The sequence below is a fragment of the Dokdonia sp. Asnod2-E02 genome (genome assembly GCF_045063915.1).
In the GTDB taxonomy this organism is placed as follows: Bacteria; Bacteroidota; Bacteroidia; order Flavobacteriales; family Flavobacteriaceae; genus Dokdonia.
Window position 1 is genome coordinate 715,008 of the sequence record NZ_JBEFNX010000005.1, and the last position, 21,980, is coordinate 736,987.

A 21,980-nucleotide genomic window follows, 5' to 3' on the forward strand; every position below is an offset into this window, starting at 1 on the left:
TTAAAATAGAAAAGCCATAGCAATACGTAGAAAAAGATCGAGAGGTCCTGCAAGGATCATTAAGGAAGACCAACACAAAATCAACCAAAAGATACGTGCAAAAGAAGTACGTCTAGTGGGAGACAATGTGGAAGTAGGGATATACCCTATCCAAAAAGCACAAGCACTAGCTAGCGAACTAGAGCTAGACCTTGTTGAAATATCACCTAACGCTGCTCCACCAGTTTGTAAGATTATAGACTATAAAAAGTTTGTATACGAGCAAAAGAAGCGTGAGAAGATAATGAAGGCAAAAGCCTCAAAAGTGATAATCAAGGAGATTCGTTTTGGTCCTAACACAGATGATCACGACTACGAGTTTAAAAAGAAACACGCAGAGAAGTTCCTTAAAGAAGGAGCAAAACTTAAAGCGTATGTTTTCTTTAAAGGTCGTTCTATCATCTATAAAGACAAAGGAGAAATACTACTTCTTAAACTAGCTCAAGAGCTAGAAGAGTTAGGAAAAGTAGAGCAACTCCCAAGACTAGAAGGAAAGCGTATGACAATGTTCATCGCACCTAAAAAGAAATAAATACAATACAGACTCGAGTGTAAACTCAAGAGCTGTAGTTATTATAAAAACCCTCCTACTCATTGAGTAAGGAGGGTTTAGTAAGAAAATAAGTGAGATAATTTAAAAAATAGGAACAGATGCCTAAAATGAAAACAAAATCCAGTGCTAAGAAGCGTTTTAAGCTTACCGGAACTGGTAAAATCAAAAGAAAGCACGCTTTTAAGAGTCACATTTTGACAAAAAAATCTAAAAAGCGCAAGCTAGCTCTGACGCACGACGGTCTTGTACACGAAGCAGATGAGAACAATGTTAAATTGATGCTTAACCTTAAGTAATCACTTTAACCGGTTAAAACAAATTATTTTTAAACCCTGGAGTATGGCCGTCTCGCCGCTTAAGAGCGAGATACACAAGAGCACACAGCGTGTGTCGCCTGCTACAAAAACACATTAAATTATGCCTAGATCAGTAAATTCAGTTGCTAAAAGAGCCCGAAGAAAAAAGGTGATGAAGCAAGCCAAAGGATACTTTGGAAGACGTAAAAACGTATGGACAGTTGCAAAGAATGCAGTAGACAAAGCAATGTCTTATGCATACAGAGACCGTCGTCAGAAGAAAAGAAATTTCCGTTCATTATGGATTACTCGTATTAATGCGGGTGCTCGTATGCACGGTATGTCTTATTCTCAGTTTATGGGAGGAGTTAAAGCAAATGGAATCGAGCTTAACCGTAAGGTGCTTGCAGACCTTGCTATGAACCACCCAGAAGCGTTTGAAGCAATAATTAATAAAGTAAAGTAAGGCGCAAGCCTCATTTAATAATACATCTCACTTATATAAAATCCCGCTCTTTTGAGCGGGATTTTTGTTTTTAAACTCATTTACTTACGGTTTTCACCTCTATAGTTTACAAGAGTGTTTACGCTTTCGCGAAAGCGGAATACAACACCTCACACCTCCAAAAGCAGATAATTACCTCCCCTCTAGTACCCTGATAGTCAAAATATCACTATTTTTAAGGCACACCTTATACCAACTAGAGGTTATGAAAATCCAAAACTACGCTCTACTTATAGTACTCACTCTATGTACACTTCCTGTATTTGCACAACTGGGTAGCACTCATTACATACCGCCTGTACACGCGAGAGACGTGGGAGGACAAGATATTACATCTGCTTATTTATATTTTTCTACTCCTTATGATAATCCGGCAACTGCTACAACAGATCCTATAGTTATCACTATAAGCCTAGGTAATGGAACAGTACTAGGGACACAAACCATATCTGCTGGGGCTCCCGCATCTTTTAATATTGGCGCTAATATTCTAATAACTAATACAGAACTTAATCAAGCTTTAAGCACTAAAGGGATAGTTGTAAGTTCTACTGAATTATTTTATACATCCTTAAGAGTTCAATCTTCCTCTGGAAATCATTCTGGTTATCTAACTGGAAAGGGAGCTGATGCATTAGGATCACGCTTTAGAGTAGGTTTATCGCAGTTAAATAGCAATGCGGGTAACCACAGTTTCTTTACAAGTATAATGGCCCAAGAAGACAATACGGTTGTTACTATAAGTGAGTACGATAATGATCTTGTTTTTGAACCCAACATAACTACGGATTCACCACTAGTAATTAATCTAAACGCTGGAGAAAGCTATACAATTACCGGATATTCAAGTCTAGTTAATACTGCAAATGCCGAAGGATTTATAGGTGCACTTATACAGTCTGATGACGCACATCCTATTGTTGTAAATGTAGGTAACTTAAATAGTAATGAACCCACAAGTAATATTGCTAATGGTAGTGATATAATGATGGATCAAATCGTGCCTGAGAACCTCGTAGGTAGTGAGTATATGCTTGTAAGAGGTAATGGAAATGATCTTCTAGAGCGAGTTCTTGTAGTAATCACGCAAGACAATACAGATTTATATATTAATGGTTCGGCTACGCCAAATTTTACATTAGGTACTGCTGGTGATTACATATTTATAGATCAAGCTAATCTATTTTTACCTGATGATGGCTCTGCACATCGCAATATGTTTATTGAAGCAAGCGAGAGTAAAGGCATTTATGTTTATCAATTTATAGGAGGTAGAGCTGGAGCAAATGACCCTACCATTCCGGATGTGCCAGATGCCACTCCAGGTATGATATTTGTGCCACCACTAAGTTGCTTCTTTCAAAACGATGTGAATGCTATACCAAGTGTAAATGAAGTTTCACCAATATTTGATCAATACGTAGCTAATGTATTTATCACATCTAGAGTAGGTAATACAGTAACCCTTAATGGAACTACATTAGATCCTGCTACCGCTCTTGCAAATCCAGGTACCACAGAATGGGAAACATTTAATATATCTATGCTCACAGATGACATAGCTGTTGTAGCAGATGGTCCTATAGCTATAGGGTTAGTAGGAGCAAATAATAGTGCAGGATTTGGTGGCTACTACTCAGGATTTGCTGTAACACCAGAAGATACAGATACAGATATATGTGCTGCCGCTGGACCCATAAATCTTCTGGAGCGTTTTGATGGTAATCCTCCCACGGGAGGGACCTGGACACCTCCTTTAGATAGTGGTACAGATATTTTTGATCCTACTACAGATCCCATATCTAATCCCTCACTCATATATAATTACGTTGCTGTGGGCGATTGCGATCCTATAGATGTTGATATCACAATAACCCTAGTAGATAATCCTTCTATTGATGTTATAGATGATCTTACTGCTTGTGAAACTTTTACACTCGCTGACCCCGCTACCCTTTCGGGAAATTTTCTCAACAACCCTCAATATTACACAGCTCTACAATCTGACCCTACTGCTACGCTTATAGACTGGACAACTCCCATCACCACAACAACCACTGTGTTTGTTTATGATGAAAATCCCGCAGACCCAGATATGTGTCCAGATGAACTGAGCTTTACCGTAACTATTACAGATGAAGCAATAGCAAACCCTGTTCCACCAGTACGTATATGTGATGATAATACAAATGATGGTACCGCGATTTTCAACTTAGAAATGTTGACCGAAAGTATCATTTTAGGTACTCAAAGCGCTTCAAATTTTACAGTAAGCTGGCACGCTACAGAGCAACAAGCTATTGATAATATAATGCCTTTTGTTACTCCTACTGCTTATGACACAACAAGCACAACCATTTACGCTAGAATAGAGAGTAACTCTAGTGCGATTTGTTTTGACACCACCGCTATTGACCTCATAGTAGACAGTCAACCCACAGCAAATGCAGTTCCTACACAAAACATTTGCGATGATAGCTCTGCAGATGGAATAGAAAACTTTGACCTAACAACCCTTAACAGTATTATTTTAGGAACTCAAAGTGATACATTATATAATATAGACTTCTACCCCACTCCTACTGATGCTTCTTCAGAAACTAATCTAATTACAACTCCTACAAATTTTACTGTTACCGGCACAGAAACTATTACTGCCAGAATAGATAATGTAAGCAACGATAACTGCGCAGATTTTACAGACATTACTTTAACTATTATACCGCAAGCTACAGCTACAGACCCTGGATCATATATAGTGTGCGATGACAGTGCAGATGGAGATGACACAAACCAGTTTACTACCTTTGACTTATCTACACTAGATGATGATATTCTCAATGGTCAAGATCCTACAATTTTTACTGTTACATATCACGATAATCCAGGAGATGCAAATGCAAACAATGGTGCTCTACCCACCACATTCATTAATACTGACGCAGAAGTACAACCTATCACGGCAAGAGTTTCAAACACTCAAAACGATGCCTGCTTTGCTATTGTTACTTTTAATATAGTTGTAGCACCTTTACCAGTTATAAACTCTCCTGTGTCACTAAGTCAGTGTGATATTGATCAAGATGGCTTTGCGTTCTTTAATCTAACAGAGTCGCAAGTTTTATTAAGCAGTGATTCCGAAAATGAGACATTTCTATATTATGACCTTAGTGGTGCTGCAATAGCTAATCCTACAGCGTACACAAACCAAATACAAAACAACGAATCCGTAAGCGTTACTATTTCTACCATAAATGGATGTACACGTCAGGCTCAGATTGATCTTGAGGTGGATACTTCAGAGATTCCTGATACTTTTCAATTAGAATATTTTGAGTGTGATACAGATAGTGATGGTCAGTCAGTATTTGATTTCTCTGATGCTACAGCACAAGTGCTAGCTTTATTCCCTGCGGGGCAAATGCTCACTGTAAGCTACTACGAAACCCAGCAAGAAGCAGAAACAGAGACCAATCCTATCACGGCAACTATTGATGCCTATACAAATAACCTCACCTATACAGATACAAATGGACAGCAAGGCATATGGGTACGTGTAGATGGCGATACCGCAAACGACTGTCGTGGTCTAGGGATACACGTATTACTCAATGTGGAGGCTAACCCCACCTTTTTACCCAACATCTCTTCACTTGAAGAATGTTCACCTATCGCAAATGCTGCACAATTTGATCTAACCGAGAACGATGCTCAGATCACTGGCGGTGATTCTAATATTCTAGTTACTTATTATGAGAATGTAGGGAATTACACGGCAATGAATGATATTGCTAACCCTACTGCTTTTTCAAACAGCAGCAACCCTCAGACCATTTACTACAGTCTAGGAATATTAGCTTCTTGTGTGCTTAAATCAAATAGCTGAAGCCCATCGGTATCGTCATCACACAAGGCGTATGGAAGCGCATCTTGGTTAGGCATCGGGGTGTTGAGCACACGCAGGGTAAGCGGTGTAGTGCTGTAACAACCGGCATCGTTAAAAACACGGGCATACACAATTTGCTCAAAAGGCTCATTGTTGATATACATCATATTGTCAAGCTCCTGACCCACCGGTGCATTATCTGCATCTGCCTGGGTGAGGTAATAGGCGACGGTAAGGGTTGGGTCACCACCGGTGATTTCGGCGTCTCTAGAGGAAAGCACGAAGAAGTCAAAAACTCCGTCGTTATCATCATCACACTCCTCATAATCTGCAGGGGTTACGGGTACTGGCACCGGGAAGCTACGCACACTAAGGTTGACTGTAGAATAACAAGCCGTGGTATTATCGGTCACACGAGCCACTACAATCTGAGGATTGGTGGTCATTGTAAACATTGTTTTGTCTGGAATACTTGCATCACCAGCATCAGCCCCAGCAAGATCTAGGTGGTAGGTGATGGTAAGGTTTGCATCAAAACCACCCGTGATCTCAATATCTTTTGAAGAGAGGTCTACTGTGGTAAGTCCATCTATCACACCATCATCATCACAAACTTGAAGCTCGGTAGGTGTGGTGAGTACAGGGTTTTGGTTTACGATGAGCTCAAAGCTCATTGCCAGGTTTACAAAATCAAATGTGGTACAACCCGTAGTGGCATTCTCTAGACTGTAGTAAATGGTCTGAGGGTTGCTGCTGTTTGAAAAAGCAGTAGGGTTAGCAATATCATTCATTGCCGTGTAATTCCCTACATTCTCATAATAAGTAACTAGAATATTAGAATCACCGCCCGTAATCTGGGCATCGTTCTCGGTTAGATCAAATTGTGCAGCATTTGCGATAGGTGAACATTCTTCAAGTGAAGAGATGTTGGGTAAAAAGGTGGGGTTAGGTACAACGGTAAGACGTACGTGCTCTCCAAGACCTACACAACCATTGTCTGTGTCTGCTTCAACTCGTACCCAGATATCTTGAACACCTCCAGCACTTGTGTACGTAAGGTTGTTATTATAAGCAGAAGGATCTGCAATAGGATTTACTTCAGATAAAGCTTCTTGTTGTGTTTCATAGTAAGACACGATAACAACTTGCGGAGCAAACGATGCTTCTATAGCTGCTGTAGCTGCAGAAAAATCAAATAAAGCCACTCCATCACTATCTGTATCACACTCCATCTCATCTGCAAATAATGTGTCTGCAGGTATTTGAGAAGCACTAATTATAAGATTTATGGTCCCATCGCGAGAACACCCATTTAAGTTTGTTACCGTAACTCCAATTGCTTCAACAAATGGGTTACTACTATTCATATAAGCAGTAGGGTCTGGGATAGCTGCCCCAGAAGAATCAAAATAAACAAAGGTTTCATTTGCGGCATTTGTGCTTAACTCGCCTTCTGCTTGGGTTAAATTTATAATGCTTACCCCATTCATATCATCATCACACTGGCGTAGCGTCACAGGTGAAGTTAATACAGGTAGAGGATTTACTCGTAAATTTACTGGGGTGATAGAAAAACAACCCGTAAAAGCCGTATTCTCAACACGTGCAAAGATTTGATCATTATTTGGAGAACCTACGTTTTCATAAGCAAGTGGTAATGGATTTGCATTTGCAGTCGCATCAGGACCTGTTGCGTGATAACTCACCACAAATTGCATAGGGTCAAGTCCATTTAAAACATCATCATTAAGTGTAGATAGGTCAAAGGTGGCAATACCATTTGTATCATCACCATCTGCAGCATCATCACAAATCTCATAAAGACCTGGTGCTGTTGCTACAGGTAAGTCTACAACGTTAATCATAAAACTTGTAGTCGCTACACATTCAGCCAAGTTTGCATTTTCTACACGCACAAATATCTCATCTGTAGTAGAAGTGTAAGCTGCGGTACCTGTAAGGGCTCCTATTCCTGCCGGACCAGAAGCATCTGCAAGACTTAAGTGAAAAGTCACATCAAACTCATTAGGGTCTTGCCCGTTAAGGATATCTCCTATTTGTGTGTCTAGATTAAAAGTAGCCGATCCGTCTGCATCTGTATCACACTCAAAAAGATCTGCTGGCTCTGTCGCTGTAGGTACCGTAAAGAATGTAACTAACGCCTCATCTTCACCCGTGTCACCATTAAAATCTGTTATAGTCACTTGGTAGTTACCAGAAGTGGTTACATCTAGAGTTGCTGTAGTTACTTGTGTACCCGTACCATCTAGTACTGGCATAAAACCTGCACCTGTATCTACTGCCCAAGCATATCCAGCAGCATCTGGTGATGTAGCATCTAGCGTTACTGTCTCTCCTTCACAGGCCTCTTGATCTGCACCTAAAGAAGCATTAACAATTGAACAATCTGTATTTCCTGCGTTGTTATTATTTTGATTAGTCTGAGATACAAATATTTCACCTTGATCTTCATCATAATTAGTTATAACCAATACAAAAATTTGGCCTGGCATTGCATTTACAATTGTAAAGGTTTCCACGGCAGCATTAGAATAGCTTGATGAATAAGGTGCTCCCAAATTACCGCAAACATTGGTGTCGTTAAAAGGCCCCCAAAGTGCATAATCTACATCAAGCCCGGTTCCTGTTGGGGTACCATCATCAGCAATAGCTGTATTTTGAATAATTTCAAATTCTAGATTTCCAGGTTCATCTATTTGTAAAAAATACCAAGTCGGGTAGGGTGTTGTTAACACATCACCATAATCTATACCTGATTCTCCTGAGGACGAACAATTAGGGTTGGGACTGCCGGCGTAACAATTATCAAAAGGTTGTGCCAAATCTTCCGTACAAAAAGGTACAGCCTCTGCACAATTAGGTCCACCAGGACTAGACTGTCCAAAAACCAAGGTATTAGAAAAAGAAAATAGTATGAAAGCTAATGCTAGACGTAGGATTTTCATCATAGATATGTTTAAGAGGTGAAAAATAGCATTTTTTTGCCAAAATTCTGTTAATCAAAGGCGGTTTTGTGTATCCTAACGGAGATTAATTGCAATTGTTATAAAACCTAATCTTATTAAGACAAGTTAGGTATCAAAGCATTTGAGAGTGATATCACCTCCATAGCTTCCTTAACATCGTGTACTCGCAGTATACGTGCACCTTTACTTATTGCCACCGTATTAAGAACAGTCGTGCCATTAAGGGCATTATCTGCTGTCACATCTAAAGTTTTATAAATCATAGATTTACGAGAAACACCAGCTAGCACGGGTACTTCAAAAGCATCAAGCAAGTCAAGGTTATTGAGTAGCTCAAAACTTTGCGCTGTAGTTTTTGCAAAGCCAAAACCAGGGTCTATAATAAGGTCATTAATCTTATGACTTTTTGCCACTGCAACTCGCTCTGAGAAGTAGTACATCACCTCTTTAAGAAAATTATCATAAGTGGTAAGTTGCTTCATAGTTTGAGGCGTCCCTCGCATATGCATCATTATATAAGGCACCTGCAATGCCCCTACGACAGCCATCATATCATCATCCAGCATCCCGGCACTTATATCATTTACTACAGCTGCACCTGCCTCAATTGCTTTTTTTGCTACGCTTGCGCGAAAGGTGTCTACGCTTATCACAATCTCCGGAAAAGTAGTAACTAACTGCCTTACCACCGGTATGAGCCTGCGCTCCTCCTCCTCTACCGAAATATCTGTCGCACCAGGTCTAGAGCTATATGCACCTACATCTATAAACGTAGCGCCATCGCTAAGCATCACCTCAACCTGACTTATGGCAGCATCTATATCACCATACTTTCCTCCATCATAAAAGCTATCTGGTGTGAGATTGAGAATACCCATTACCTTTGGTGTGGTGAGATCTATTAGCTTTCCGTTGCAGTTTATGGTCATTATAGGTTAACGTTGTTTAGATGTAGTTAGGTATTTATATACAGTAGTATCACTTATAAAGTCTCGAGGTATAGACTACCTCTAGTCTCTAGCCCCGATTGCCGTGTAAATCCCACAGCTGGCTGGTGCAACCGCCGCGAGGAATTGCAACAGAAAGCGGGATACTCCCCCAAAAGTACACCATAAATTGTGTGCTTCAAAAAGATAGTACACTTCTCTCTTTATAAGGCAAGGGGTATTTCTTATATTGAAGTTTTTAACCGAAATTTACCAAAAATCAAAAGAAACCCTATGGCCGATACGTCTGCGCAATATGATGCGGTAATCACTCAATGTAGAGATTTGTATATAAAAAAGATGAAGGATTACGGGAGTGCGTGGCGCATACTGCGCTTGCCGTCTCTTACAGATCAGATTTTTATAAAAGCACAACGCATACGTGGCTTACAGCAAAACGAGGTGCAAAAGGTAGATGAGGGACAGCAATCTGAGTTTATAGGCATTATAAATTACTGTGCGATGGCGCTAGTAAACCTAGAGCGCGGTGTAGTAGAGCAACCCGACCTCGAGCTTGAGGAGGCTGTAAAGGTTTATGACGAGAAAATCGCACTCACAAAACAGTTGATGATGGATAAAAATCACGACTATGGTGAGGCCTGGAGAGATATGCGTGTGAGCAGCCTTACTGATCTTATATTGCAGAAGCTGTTACGTGTAAAACAGATAGAGGATAATAAAGGTAAAACACTGGTGTCTGAGGGGATTGATGCAAATTATCAAGATATGATAAACTATGCGGTGTTTGCAATGATACACTTAGGAGAGGCTTAATATTTATTACTGACTACAGATATATTAAAAACGACCAAAGCTTTTTTATGATGAAGGTACTTACACACATAGCACGCTTTATAGTAGGTGCTTTGTTTATTTTTTCTGGTTTTATAAAACTCAATGACCCGCTTGGGTTCTCATATAAACTTCAAGAATATTTTAGCGCAGAGGTGCTAGGGTTAGAGTTTTTATCTCCTTATGCACTGCTTATCTCCATCATACTGGTTGTAGTAGAGGTGTTACTGGGTATTGCACTGCTCGTAGGTTTTAGAAAGAAAATCACCTTGTGGCTGCTGTTTGGGATGATTGTATTTTTTACATTTCTCACGTTTTACTCGGCTTACTTTAATAAGGTGACAGATTGTGGGTGTTTTGGCGATGCGATACCGCTCGTGCCTTGGGAGTCTTTTGCAAAGGATGTGATACTTCTAGTATTGATTCTCTTCTTAATGATTAACCAGAAACACATTAAACCACTCTTCTCAAAACTTATAAATGCATCGCTTGTTTTTGTATCATTTTTAGGATGTATGTTTTTTGGTATGCACGTACTTGAGCACCTACCGTGGCTAGATTTTAGAGCATATAAAGTAGGGTCTAATATTGCAGAGGGTATGGTGGTACCAGAAGGAGCACCAGAGGCGACCTTTGAGTATCAATGGACCTTTCTTGTAGATGGTAAAGAAGAGGTAATCACTACAGATGGTGGGTATCCAGAGGTAGATGGCACATACGTATCTTATGAGGTAGTACAAACTAGTGAGGGATATGAACCACCTGTGCACGACTTTACTATAGAGCGTGACGGTAGGGATTATACAACCACTTATCTTGAGAAAGAAAATCTAATCGTAATCATTGCCTATAATTTACTCAACACAGAACCTCAGGGTTATTACAACATACGTAATATAACAGAAGAGGCTATACGCAAAGGGTATAATGTAATAGGGCTAAGCTCATCTGCCCAAGACGCCGCAGACGCTTTTGTACAAGAAAACAGATTGCCATTTAAGTTTTTCTTTACAGATGAGACGGTACTTAAAACCATTGTACGCGCAAACCCTGGTATTGTGAGTATGCATAAAGGAACCATTCTTCAAAAATTGCATTACAATGATGCAGAAGATTTACGACTTGTACCACAAGAAAATAGTAAACCAGAAATGGACTTTGCGCTTAAATATGAGCTAGACAGTATTGCATATCTTGACCAGAAGTACCGCAAACTAATGTACCTCTCTGAAGGTCCAGAAAAAATAGCAGAGGCTAAAAAAGCAGGTGTAGCCCCAGAAGAGTTGCAAGGCTTTTTATGGAAACAGCAGGAACTACTAGACAGCATAAATTTACAGCGGGTAGAACGCATACTTACTACATCTGGTTATCCAGGTAAAAGCATTGTAGGAGAACCTACAAACACCGCAGCCTGGTATGTAGTGCAGCATTCTAATAAAATAGACACTTATCTAGACACTATAAAGGAGGCTGGAGCAAAGGGAGAATTACCTATGCGCCTCGTTGCAATGATGGAGGATCGTTATCTCTCACAGCAAGACCTCCCACAAGTATATGGAACGCAAGGCGTAAACTATGGGTCTGGTGATTTTATGTGGCCTGTAAAAAACCCAGAAGAGGTAAATGCAATGCGCGCTCAAGCAGGTTTTACACAAACTATTGAGGAGTATGCACAAGCACTCTTTGGTGAAGGCTTTGAGTATAAAGCAATTTCTCTAGAAGATGCGCTTGCCATAAAACAAGGAAAACTTACTCCTAGTGATATAAAATAACTTGGTCAAGCAACTTATATATAAACTAGGTTATGCACTTCTCACCTTATGGGGAGTTGTGACGGTTATCTTCTTTTTATTTACGGTACTACCCGGTGATCCCGCTCGTATGATGCTAGATCAAAATGAAGACCCAGAACAACTAGCAAAGGTGCGTGCAAAGTATGGTTTTGATAAGCCTGTAAGTACTCAGTATGGGTATTACCTCAATGACTTGTCACCATTATCTTTTCACGCAAGTGATCATACTAACTACACCTCTCTCACTTCTGGAAAGTATAACGCTACTCCCCTATTTACGATAGGTAACACTACTGTAGTATTAAAATATCCATACTTACGAGAAAGCTTTCAGAAAACGGGTAAACCGGTCACTCAGGTTATTGCAGAAACGCTACCTAACACTATTGTACTGGCCGTAAGCGCCATACTTATAGCGGTAGTTATTGGGATTATACTCGGTATTATTTCGGCGCAAATGAGGGACACCTGGGTAGATAAGACCATACAAATTGTGAGCACCCTGGGGATGAGTGTTCCTAGTTTTTTTAGTGCTATTTTGTTTGCTTGGCTATTTGGCTATGCATTGCACTCATTTACTAATCTTAATATGACGGGTAGTCTGTATGAGATGAATGATTTTGGCGAAGAGGTACACATACGCTGGAAAAACCTCATATTACCAGCCCTTGTTTTAGGCATACGCCCACTAGCAGTTGTGATACAACTTATGCGCAACTCACTTCTCGAAGTATATAATCAAGAGTACATACGTACCGCCCGTGCAAAAGGGCTTAGCACCTACCAGATTATTAAAAACCACGCTATTAAAAATGCGCTCAACCCGGTTGTAACTGCTATTTCTGGGTGGTTTGCATCTATGCTAGCCGGTGCTGTTTTTGTAGAATACATCTTCGGGTGGAACGGACTTGGTAAAGAGATAGTAGACGCGCTCAATACGTTAGATCTCCCTATTATTATGGGAGCTGTACTAGTGATTGCAACCCTATTTGTTATCATTAATATCTTAGTAGACTTTGTATATAAATGGCTAGACCCAAAGGTAAAACTGGGATAAGACACTGCAACCTTACGAAAACGGTATCGTGAAAACTACGTTAACCGCACCCCAAACTTCAATTACGGGTGTTATATTTGTTATGATGAGTACGCTTTCGCGAAAGCGTACTCATCATAACAACCCTTATTAATCACTTTGATAAGCTCATCTATAATCACATACAACTAACAAGCTACTACCCTAGCGCCGAAAAATATACATAATGAGAAAACACATCGTTGCCGGAAACTGGAAAATGAACAATGACCTTGCTGCCACAGCTGGTCTCATCACAGACTTAAAACGCAAAGTAAATAATGGTGATGCAGAGGTTATTATTGCTCCTACATACATTAATTTACATAGCGCCTTTGAGAGTTTAAGCGATAGTAACATCACAGTAGCCGCACAAAATATGCACCAGGCAAAAAGTGGAGCTTACACTGGTGAGATCTCTGCAGCGATGCTTAAAAGTGTGGGGGTAAATACAGTAATTTTAGGTCATAGCGAGCGTCGTGCTTATTTTAATGAAGGAGATGAGCTTCTTACAGAAAAGGTGAATGCTGCTCTTGAAAACGAGATGCGAGTGATATTTTGTTTTGGAGAAGAGCTAGAAGATCGCAAGGCTGGCAACCAAGAAAAGGTTGTAGAGAGCCAGCTCAAAAACGCACTTTTTCACCTTGATGCTTCGGCTTGGTCTAGTATCGTGCTAGCATACGAACCCGTATGGGCAATAGGTACGGGAGAGACGGCCTCACCAGAGCAGGCACAAGATATGCACGCGTTTATAAGAAAAACAGTTGCAGAGACCTATAACGAAGAAGTAGCAGAAAATGTAACTATACTTTACGGAGGATCTGTAAAACCTGGTAATGCAAAAGAGATTTTTGGCAAGCCAGACGTAGATGGAGGCCTCATAGGTGGCGCATCGCTTAAGGCAGATGACTTTTTTGAAATTGTAAATGCTTTTGCTTAAAAGCAGCCACATTTTATCATAAATAGGAATGCGCTAGCCATCACGGCTGGCGCATTTTTATTTTATATCAATTGGTATTAGTATTTTAGAGCTAAATCTTATTGTAATGAAAATACTTACGCTCGCTCTACTTATAATGTTAACTACCTCAAGCTGTGCCGCTCAAACTACTAGTGAGACTGCCACAAACCGTGATGGATCACTCGCCCTCTTTAAAAACAAAAAAGAAAGCAACGCCATTTATGTGACTAAAAGTGGCAATATGGGCATAGGCAAAAAGAAGCCTACAGATAAGCTAGAAGTAAACGGACGCATACACGCTCGCTCTGTAAAAGTAGATCTAAAGGAATGGGCAGATACTGTTTTTGAAGACGGGTATGATTTAGCCCGCTTACGCGAAATTGAGAACTACATAAACACAAACGGGCATCTACCAGAAATACCCTCTACCGAAGAGGTACTTAAAAACGGTATAGAACTAGGTGAGATGAATAGATTACTCCTCAAAAAAGTAGAAGAACTCACACTACACCTCATACGCCAAGAGAAACAAATAGAACAAGCACTAGATAAGGTCGCAACGCTCGAAAAAGAAATAGCTACGATTAAAAAATCATAGGTATGAAGCGGCTAGTCATCATCATACTTATTGCTTTCTCTTACACCATTACGGCACAAGAGGACAGATTTTATATAAGAACTGTTTCAAATGCTATAGAAATACCTACACAAACGCAAGACTCTGTTGTTACGTATACAGGAGATGACTTGCGTTTAAAAACGCTTTTTGAAAAACACGACGTAAAGATCTTTAGAAGAGGGTTTAAATACGCTACTCGTGATAAGCTCAAGCGCACCTTCTTTGCTATTGCCACTACACCTGCCTTTCAGAAAGAGTTAAAAATGATTGCTCCAGATATATTTGAGTTTTCCGAAAGCATAACGGCTCAAAAACTACAAATCTATGAGCCTAATGATTATGGAGTAACAAGTACTACGGGACAAAATCTGGGCTCATCTTTATTATTTGACTACTATGACTTTATGGGAGTACCCCAAGCCTGGTATTACACAACGGGTTCTCCAGATGTGCACATTGGTATTTCTGATGGATATGTAGATCCAGAAGACCCAGAGTTTGCTGGTAAACTTACAATGGTAAAAAAAAGCAGCCTCTCTAGTGGTCACGGTTATAATATTGCCGCAATTGCAGCTGCTCAAGGTGATAATGCCTATGCTGGTGCAGGTGTATGTTATGATTGTAGTATAAAAACCACAACTTATGGAGATTTTAAAGAGTTTAATCAACTACTAGAACTTGCGAGAAGCGGCGTGAAAGTAATAAACTGCAGCTGGGGAAGTCGCACTTATTACGAGACCGCTCAAGAGGCAATTAATGAGATGCGAGATCTAGGGACCATTATTATATCTGTACCCCATAATACACCTTATAGTAAAACCAACGGAACACAATTAAGATACCCAGGCGCCTATGAGCACGTACTATCTGTAGGTAGTGTGCAACATAAATATGATACTATAGAAGATGGTCTCAACATAGAAGAAAAGAATGGTAAATATTATGCCGAAAAACAACAGTATCACCTCTCCCGCACAGGAGGATTTGTAAATAATGACCCAAAAGACACCTATAGACTGTACTTAAGCTCTACAAATAATCTTGACGCTACAGTAGATATTGTGGCACCGGGTAATGACATCTTTCAGTATTACAAGTTTCAAAAAAATGGAGAGATTGCATACAATCCTTATCAAGCTACCTCACCGGCAGCACCACTAGTAACCGGCACTATAGGTCTTATGCTCTCTGTAAACAATGACTTATCTGTAGATGAGATGAGTAGCATTATAAAACTCTCTGCTACAAACATAGATCACATTAAGGCTAACGAGCCGCTACGTGGACTCTATGGCGCAGGTTCTTTACACACTGGCAGAGCAGTAAAAATGACACACGAGATGCTGCAACCAGACAGCTATACGCTTTTAGAAAATCAAAACTTTACAAGATGGAATTTTAGCTTACGAGCTCCTTATAAAGTACTTATAAGAAATGAGCAATTTAGAGAAGCTGCCCGAGTAGATTTTACTGCAAAAGAAGAGATTCTCATCGATACAGAAACCGTATTTTTGCCCGATGTAAATGGATCTATACTTCTCACCATAGACCCAGAAGCAACATACAACTTACAAAAAAACAACTAATGACTCCCATCTACCTAGGCTACACATTTACTATAGAACCACGTGACCCTGCTACAGAAATTCTCATTGCAGAGCTAGGCTACGCAGGTTTTGAAAGCTTTACAGAGACCTCTACCGGTGTAATTGCATACATACAGAAGCAAGAGGCGTTTCCAGAAGGTGAGGTACACTTTGACCAACTACTCAATGATATACAGATTTTAAATTCTCAAGAATTTAAAATCACATATACTGCAGAAGAGATAGAGCAAGTAAACTGGAATGAGGAGTGGGAAAAGAATTTTGAACCTATAGAAGTAGATGGTAAATGTGCCGTGAGAGCGCCCTTTCACAAAAAAACAGACGTAGCCTTTGATATCGTAATAGAGCCAAAAATGTCTTTTGGGACCGGCCATCACGAGACTACCCATATGATGATCAAGCACCTTCTTAAACTTGATGTTACAGGTAAGAAAACACTAGATATGGGATGTGGAACAGGCGTGCTTGCTATACTTGCAGAGATGCGTGGCGCACAACCTATAGATGCTATAGATATAGACAACTGGTGCTACCTTAACACTATAGAAAATGTGGAACGTAACAACTGTAAACACATCACCACCTATGAGGGAGAAGCCTCTTTACTTAGTGACAAAAATTACGACATCATCATCGCAAATATAAATCGCAACATATTACTAAGTGACATCCCTACCTATGCTAGCTGTCTTCCCGAAGATGGAATTTTATTATTAAGTGGATTTTATACAGAAGATATTCCGCTTATTTCTGAAAAATGCAATGAACACGGACTTTATTTCGTTAGTAACTACGAGCGCAATAATTGGGTCGCTTGTAAGTTTGAGAAGCGAGGCTAGACACAGTTAGAGAGTTGATAATATTATGTTAGAATTACGCTTTCGCGAAAGCGTAAACCCACAAAATTTGTAAATTTGTAGCAAAAATCTTAATGATATGAGCAATCAAGAAAAATATCAAGAAGAACTAGACATCTTAACCGAAGAATCACCGGCACACGAGATTATACTCTATAATGATGATGTAAATACCTTTGATCACGTGATCAATACACTCATCTATGCTTGTGATCACGAAGAAAATCAAGCACACCAGTGTGCACTACTAGTACACTACAAAGGGAAGTGCTCTGTAAAGTCTGGCGATTACAAAGATTTAGAGCCTCGTTGTTCTAAACTTTTACAAGCGGGACTCAGTGCAGAAATTGTATAAAATCATTCCTCAGAATTAATCACAAAAACTATTGCGCTCCCGTAGCGCATTTGTTATTTTTGCGAGGCAAATTAAGCATCTTAAACGAAGATTATGAATCTACACGAATATCAAGGAAAAGAGATATTAAATAGTTTTGGCGTACGTATCCAACGCGGTTATGTAGCACAGACTCCAGATGAAGCTGTTGCAGCTGCCAAAAAACTTACAGAAGAAACCGGTACTGGATGGCACGTAATCAAAGCCCAAGTACACGCAGGTGGACGCGGTAAAGGTGGCGGTGTAAAACTCGCAAAAAGTCTTGATGAAGTAAAAACAATCGCAGACCAGATTATAGGGATGGATCTTGTAACACCTCAGACTAGCGCTGAAGGTAAGAGAGTACACCAAGTACTTGTTGCAGAGGATGTATACTACCCAGGTGACAGCGAGCCAGAAGAATATTATATGTCTGTACTTCTTAACAGAGGGACAGGTCGCAATATGATTATGTACTCTACAGAAGGTGGGATGGATATTGAGACGGTAGCAGAGGAGACTCCGCACCTTATCTTTCACGAAGAGATAGATCCTGCAACAGGATTACTTCCTTTCCAAGCACGTAAAATCGCTTTTAACCTTGGGTTAAGTGGTGCTGCTTTTAAGGATATGACAAAGTTTGTTGCTGCTCTTTATAAAGCATACACAGATTCTGACAGTTCACTTTTTGAGATCAACCCTGTTCTTAAAACAAGCGACGATAAGATTATGGCAGTAGATGCTAAGGTATCACTAGATGATAACGCATTATACCGTCGTAAAGATTATGCAGCTATGCGTGACAAGCGTGAGGAAAACCAAGTAGAGGTTGAAGCTGGTGAGAAAGGACTTAACTATGTAGACCTAGACGGAAACGTAGGGTGTATGGTAAATGGTGCTGGACTTGCAATGGCAACTATGGACCTTATCAAGCAATCTGGTGGTGAGCCTGCAAACTTCCTTGACGTAGGAGGTACTGCAGATGCTGAGCGTGTTGAGGCTGCTTTCCAATTAATACTTAAAGATCCAGCTGTAAAGGCAATCTTAGTAAACATTTTTGGAGGAATTGTACGTTGTGACCGTGTGGCACAAGGTATTATCGATGCATATAAAAATATGGGAACTATAAACGTGCCTATCATTGTACGTTTACAAGGTACTAATGCAGATATCGCAAAGAAACTTATAGATGATTCTGGACTTGACGTTCAATCTGCTATCGAGTTTAAAGAAGCTGCAGATAAAGTTCAGGCTGTACTAGCTTAAGACTTACATTATATAAACGTGAGTTATCACGTTGCAAAATCCCGCTTTTATAGAGCGGGATTTTTTTGTTTTGGTAACATTGCACTATATGTAATAAAATCTCATAATCGATATCTATTCGGTCATAAAAATTGCTTAATTAAGGTGACATAAATAAGGTTTTTAAAGATTACTTAGGGTGTGCTTTATGACGCTTTCGCGAAAGCGTTATTTGAAAATCAACACAACGTTAACGACTGTAAATGAGGGTTAAAGAACAGTTAAGCTTCAAGTCGAGGTGTCACATATTGAAAAAATAGCCGTCTCTTTGTTATAGAATTAATCAAAAAAACAAAAACCTATTATGAAAAAAGTAAACCTATTAGTACTTGTAGCCTTATTATCAATAAGCACAGTATTTGCAACCGAAACTGAACCAACGTCTGACGAGAAAGGAAAGACTGTAACTCAACAAGTGGCAACTCTATTAAGCGAGCCAGGATTTGAGGTAAAAAAAGATCTAACTGCACAGGTTACCTTAATGGTAAACAAAGCAAATGAGGTAGTTGTTATAGATGTAGACACTAAAGAAGAATATGTAGCTGCTTTTATTAAGTCACGCCTTAATTATGAAAAACTAGACACCCAAACTGTAGGAACTCAATTTACAGTGCCTGTACGTATCGTACCGGGTGTATAAAACTTCTTTAATATTGTAAAGCCAGACTATGTCTGGCTTTTTTTATGGGTTTAAGTTACTAGATAGGCTTTGCTCCTTAATCGTATCTCAACTATCTTTACCATCTATGAAAAAGGCACTACTCCTACTTTTACTCGCTTACTCTTTTATTTGTGAGGCACAGCAACGATTTCCTACACTCTCTACAGAGGCAAGTATCGAGCTCATAACTATAGGACCTGGTCCAGAACTTTATGATGCCTTTGGGCACACTTCTGTGCGTGTTAAAGATGTGCCTAACAAGATAGACCTGGTTTTTAATTATGGTGTTTTTGACTTTGACACGCCTAATTTTTACTTAAAATTTGCTAGAGGAAAACTACTTTACAAGCTAGCTGCCGCTCCTTATAAAAATTTTGAGTACAGCTATAAAGCACAAAAGCGCTGGATAAAATCACAAGAGCTCAACCTAAACCAGCAAGAAAAGCAAGGTGCCTATGAGTTTTTACTCAATAATTTAAGTGAGACTAATCGCTACTATAAATATGATTTCTTTTATGACAACTGTGCAACACGACCTTATTATGCCGTTGCATCTTCTGTAGAAGGGTCTCTTGCATTACAACATACAGGTATAGATACAACGCTCACTCATAGAGATCTTATAAGACAGTATGTACCCTGGAACAGCTGGGGAAGTTTAGGAATAGATGTAGCTCTAGGATCTGTGATAGATCGTGTTGCCACGCCAGAGGAGCATTTATTTTTACCTAACGAGCTTATGGCTTCTTTTAAAACAGCCCAAGTAACTAGTGGAAATAGTTCAAAAGCACTGGTTAAAAACTCTCAGACTATATTTGAACCTAGTTTTATACACTCTTATGGAGTACCTTTTTATGTAAGCCCACTATTTATACTAGGACTCATTGCTTTATTTATCATTTACAAGACCTATAAAGACTTTAAAGGTGATAATGGAATAGGGTGGCTAGATACTACTCTTCTACTTTTTACGGGTGTTACGGGTGTGCTAGTGGCTTTTTTGTGGTTTGGGACAGATCATATTGCTACCGCTTGGAATTATAATATTCTCTGGGCATTTCCTTTTCACATACTTGCAGCATTTGCCGTTAAGAAGGTGCAACCTGCAAGATGGATTTATCCTTATATGAAACTAGCAGTTATATTAATGTGTTTACTATTTGCTCACTGGGCGATAGGAGTACAGAGTTATGCTCCCTCATTGTTGCCGCTTCTTATAGCAATAACTGTAAGGTATATTTATATATTGAGAAATATAAAACTTACACGCATAGAAGCATAGTTTTATTATTGCCCTCTAAAATTGATTACCGTACTTATAGTCTTAAGGATAATACTCAAATCCATAAAAAGGTTACGGTGCTTGATATAATATAAATCATATTGCAACTTTTCTAGTGCCCCTTCTTCAGAAGTGGTGTAACTTCCCATTACTTGTGCCCAGCCAGTGAGACCAGGTTTTACAATATGCCTTGTCTCATAAAAAGGAATTTCTTTAGATAATTCTTTCACAAATACTGGACGCTCTGGTCGAGGTCCTATCACGCTCATCTCTCCTAAAATTACATTGAAAAATTGAGGAATCTCATCTACTCTACTCATTCTTAAAAACCTCCCAAAGCTGGTGATACGACTATCACCTTTCTGGGCATAGGCAGCTCCATCTTTTTCGGCATTAACAATCATTGTGCGTAGCTTGATAATTTTAAAAGGTTTACCATTATGCCCTACTCGCGTTTGTGTATAAAAAAGTGGCCCCCTATTACCTATTAAATTACCTAACCAAATAAATGGAGCAAAGACTACAAAGAAGCTTATACCAATAATGCCTAGTAAAAGATCAAACACCCTATGTATAAGTCTATAAAACTTATTTTGATTACTTCTGCTAAAAGGAAAGTAGCGATAAAAATCTTTGTCTACGTGTTGAACAGGTACCCGCTGCACAATCTCCTCATAAACCTGCATATACTCCCTTATAGGGAATCCTTTTTCTAAAAGAAGTATGAGCTCGTTGTATAACGGCAAGGTAATACCATCTGAGTAGCTGCTTGCAACAATAATCTCTGAGATACCATTATCACTTATAGTTTGTAATAAGCCTTCTGGCGGGTAACGCTTAGCATCTGTTGCAATTACTTCTTCTATAGACATAGGTTCTGTATTTACATAACCCGCTATTTTATAATTAGGATCTGCACTTTCTAAATTTTTAATTATTGTGGTAATATTAAAAGAGTCTCCTACTACAATGGCTTTTTTGTAAAATCTAGGAGCGGCAATAACAGTGATATATAACCATCTCCAGAGACTTATACCTACAACCATAGCCAAGAAGAAAAACACAATCTGTAATCTGTTTTCTGGTAAAATAGGTGTGTAAAAAGGGGTCAGTAAATAAAACAATACGGTAACAGATACTGTAAGAATAACATTCTTAAGCATTGTTTGAAACTTTACTGTTTTGGGTAAGAAGTACAGTTCAAAAACAGTCCCAAAAATAGAGAGGTACGCAATGAGCACAATAATAGCTACACGATTCTCACTATTAAGTTCTAGGTAGTCAAACTGGAGAAAAATTTGTGTAAGATATAACGTGCCCAGTACCGCTATAATATCAAAAATACGCAACAAAACTTTACGTTCTGAAACGTCAAAATGTATATCTGGCAAACGCGACATTAG

General features: G+C 39.4%; 18 protein-coding genes. 15 read left to right on the plus strand and 3 right to left on the minus strand.

Annotation, left to right across the window (positions count from 1 at the left end; all coding sequences use genetic code 11):
- Positions 1–58 precede the first annotated feature (58 nt).
- From infC to ACJJVM_RS03175, 4 genes are all read left to right on the plus strand, one after another.
- Positions 59–571, plus strand: coding sequence for a translation initiation factor IF-3 (gene infC, locus ACJJVM_RS03160; protein ID WP_262485475.1), 513 nt, complete (start codon positions 59–61; stop codon positions 569–571).
- A 119-nt stretch (positions 572–690) separates the two neighbouring features.
- Positions 691–888 (plus strand): 50S ribosomal protein L35, encoded by a 198-nt coding sequence (rpmI, locus tag ACJJVM_RS03165; RefSeq protein ID WP_021778209.1) that lies wholly within the window; start codon positions 691–693, stop codon positions 886–888.
- A gap of 121 nt (positions 889–1,009) precedes the next feature.
- Positions 1,010–1,354: a 50S ribosomal protein L20 gene (rplT, locus tag ACJJVM_RS03170; protein ID WP_021778208.1), complete on the plus strand. Its 345-nt coding sequence runs from the start codon at positions 1,010–1,012 to the stop codon at positions 1,352–1,354.
- Between the two features lie 244 nt (positions 1,355–1,598).
- Complete coding sequence (locus ACJJVM_RS03175) at positions 1,599–5,279, plus strand: IgGFc-binding protein (RefSeq protein WP_405210777.1); 3,681 nt, start codon at positions 1,599–1,601, stop codon at positions 5,277–5,279.
- Here ACJJVM_RS03175 and ACJJVM_RS03180 read toward each other — a convergent pair.
- Complete coding sequence (locus tag ACJJVM_RS03180; protein ID WP_405210778.1) at positions 5,231–8,248, minus strand: hypothetical protein; 3,018 nt, start codon at positions 8,246–8,248, stop codon at positions 5,231–5,233. The two genes, ACJJVM_RS03175 and ACJJVM_RS03180, sit on opposite strands and share 49 nt — an antisense overlap.
- Positions 8,249–8,361: 113 nt before the next feature.
- Positions 8,362–9,195, minus strand: coding sequence for a dihydropteroate synthase (folP, locus tag ACJJVM_RS03185; RefSeq protein ID WP_405210779.1), 834 nt, complete (start codon positions 9,193–9,195; stop codon positions 8,362–8,364).
- A gap of 291 nt (positions 9,196–9,486) precedes the next feature.
- Between folP and ACJJVM_RS03190 the strand changes: the two genes are divergently transcribed.
- The 11 genes from ACJJVM_RS03190 (at position 9,487) to ACJJVM_RS03240 (ending at position 20,577) form a co-directional block, all read left to right on the plus strand.
- Positions 9,487–10,026 carry a DUF1599 domain-containing protein gene (locus ACJJVM_RS03190; RefSeq protein WP_405210780.1) on the plus strand — a complete coding sequence of 180 codons (540 nt, stop codon included), beginning with the start codon at positions 9,487–9,489 and terminating at the stop codon, positions 10,024–10,026.
- Between the two features lie 47 nt (positions 10,027–10,073).
- Positions 10,074–11,816, plus strand: a complete 1,743-nt coding sequence (locus ACJJVM_RS03195) for a BT_3928 family protein (RefSeq protein WP_405210781.1) — start codon at positions 10,074–10,076, stop codon at positions 11,814–11,816.
- A gap of 1 nt (position 11,817) precedes the next feature.
- Positions 11,818–12,894 carry an ABC transporter permease gene (locus ACJJVM_RS03200; RefSeq protein ID WP_405210782.1) on the plus strand — a complete coding sequence of 359 codons (1,077 nt, stop codon included), beginning with the start codon at positions 11,818–11,820 and terminating at the stop codon, positions 12,892–12,894.
- Between the two features lie 205 nt (positions 12,895–13,099).
- Entirely contained in the window at positions 13,100–13,852 is a 753-nt protein-coding gene (gene tpiA, locus ACJJVM_RS03205; protein ID WP_038600150.1) for a triose-phosphate isomerase, read from the plus strand.
- Positions 13,853–13,958: 106 nt separating this feature from the next.
- Complete coding sequence (locus tag ACJJVM_RS03210; RefSeq protein ID WP_299151488.1) at positions 13,959–14,471, plus strand: hypothetical protein; 513 nt, start codon at positions 13,959–13,961, stop codon at positions 14,469–14,471.
- 2 nt (positions 14,472–14,473) lie between these two features.
- Entirely contained in the window at positions 14,474–16,078 is a 1,605-nt protein-coding gene (locus ACJJVM_RS03215) for a S8 family peptidase (RefSeq protein ID WP_405210783.1), read from the plus strand.
- Entirely contained in the window at positions 16,078–16,938 is an 861-nt protein-coding gene (gene prmA / locus ACJJVM_RS03220) for a 50S ribosomal protein L11 methyltransferase (RefSeq protein WP_298352504.1), read from the plus strand. The genes ACJJVM_RS03215 and prmA overlap by 1 nt, the downstream gene beginning before the upstream one ends.
- A gap of 97 nt (positions 16,939–17,035) precedes the next feature.
- A complete protein-coding gene (locus ACJJVM_RS03225) occupies positions 17,036–17,311 on the plus strand; it encodes an ATP-dependent Clp protease adaptor ClpS (protein WP_035328087.1) in 276 nt (91 codons plus the stop codon).
- Positions 17,312–17,404: 93 nt separating this feature from the next.
- Positions 17,405–18,595, plus strand: coding sequence for an ADP-forming succinate--CoA ligase subunit beta (sucC, locus tag ACJJVM_RS03230; RefSeq protein WP_035328085.1), 1,191 nt, complete (start codon positions 17,405–17,407; stop codon positions 18,593–18,595).
- Positions 18,596–18,938: 343 nt separating this feature from the next.
- Complete coding sequence (locus ACJJVM_RS03235) at positions 18,939–19,274, plus strand: hypothetical protein (protein WP_298352495.1); 336 nt, start codon at positions 18,939–18,941, stop codon at positions 19,272–19,274.
- Positions 19,275–19,380: 106 nt separating this feature from the next.
- The gene (locus tag ACJJVM_RS03240) at positions 19,381–20,577 is read left to right on the plus strand and encodes a DUF4105 domain-containing protein (protein ID WP_405210784.1); all 1,197 of its coding nucleotides are present in this window, start codon (positions 19,381–19,383) and stop codon (positions 20,575–20,577) included.
- 5 nt (positions 20,578–20,582) lie between these two features.
- Here the strand turns inward: ACJJVM_RS03240 and ACJJVM_RS03245 are convergent, their stop codons facing one another.
- Positions 20,583–21,977 carry a sugar transferase gene (locus ACJJVM_RS03245; protein ID WP_405210785.1) on the minus strand — a complete coding sequence of 465 codons (1,395 nt, stop codon included), beginning with the start codon at positions 21,975–21,977 and terminating at the stop codon, positions 20,583–20,585.
- Positions 21,978–21,980 lie beyond the last annotated feature (3 nt).

Bases quoted from the DNA above. Each gene is read 5' to 3' on its own strand.
- ACJJVM_RS03225 (WP_035328087.1), top strand. From the start codon at position 17,036: ATGAGCAATCAAGAAAAATATCAAGAAGAACTAGACATCTTAACCGAA.
- ACJJVM_RS03215 (WP_405210783.1), top strand. From the start codon at position 14,474: ATGAAGCGGCTAGTCATCATCATACTTATTGCTTTCTCTTACACCATT.
- ACJJVM_RS03235 (WP_298352495.1), top strand. From the start codon at position 18,939: ATGAAAAAAGTAAACCTATTAGTACTTGTAGCCTTATTATCAATAAGC.
- rpmI (WP_021778209.1), top strand. From the start codon at position 691: ATGCCTAAAATGAAAACAAAATCCAGTGCTAAGAAGCGTTTTAAGCTT.
- ACJJVM_RS03210 (WP_299151488.1), top strand. From the start codon at position 13,959: ATGAAAATACTTACGCTCGCTCTACTTATAATGTTAACTACCTCAAGC.
- ACJJVM_RS03245 (WP_405210785.1), bottom strand. From the start codon at position 21,977: ATGTCGCGTTTGCCAGATATACATTTTGACGTTTCAGAACGTAAAGTT.
- folP (WP_405210779.1), bottom strand. From the start codon at position 9,195: ATGACCATAAACTGCAACGGAAAGCTAATAGATCTCACCACACCAAAG.
- ACJJVM_RS03175 (WP_405210777.1), top strand. From the start codon at position 1,599: ATGAAAATCCAAAACTACGCTCTACTTATAGTACTCACTCTATGTACA.
- tpiA (WP_038600150.1), top strand. From the start codon at position 13,100: ATGAGAAAACACATCGTTGCCGGAAACTGGAAAATGAACAATGACCTT.
- ACJJVM_RS03240 (WP_405210784.1), top strand. From the start codon at position 19,381: ATGAAAAAGGCACTACTCCTACTTTTACTCGCTTACTCTTTTATTTGT.
- prmA (WP_298352504.1), top strand. From the start codon at position 16,078: ATGACTCCCATCTACCTAGGCTACACATTTACTATAGAACCACGTGAC.
- ACJJVM_RS03180 (WP_405210778.1), bottom strand. From the start codon at position 8,248: ATGATGAAAATCCTACGTCTAGCATTAGCTTTCATACTATTTTCTTTT.
- ACJJVM_RS03190 (WP_405210780.1), top strand. From the start codon at position 9,487: ATGGCCGATACGTCTGCGCAATATGATGCGGTAATCACTCAATGTAGA.
- sucC (WP_035328085.1), top strand. From the start codon at position 17,405: ATGAATCTACACGAATATCAAGGAAAAGAGATATTAAATAGTTTTGGC.
- rplT (WP_021778208.1), top strand. From the start codon at position 1,010: ATGCCTAGATCAGTAAATTCAGTTGCTAAAAGAGCCCGAAGAAAAAAG.
- ACJJVM_RS03195 (WP_405210781.1), top strand. From the start codon at position 10,074: ATGATGAAGGTACTTACACACATAGCACGCTTTATAGTAGGTGCTTTG.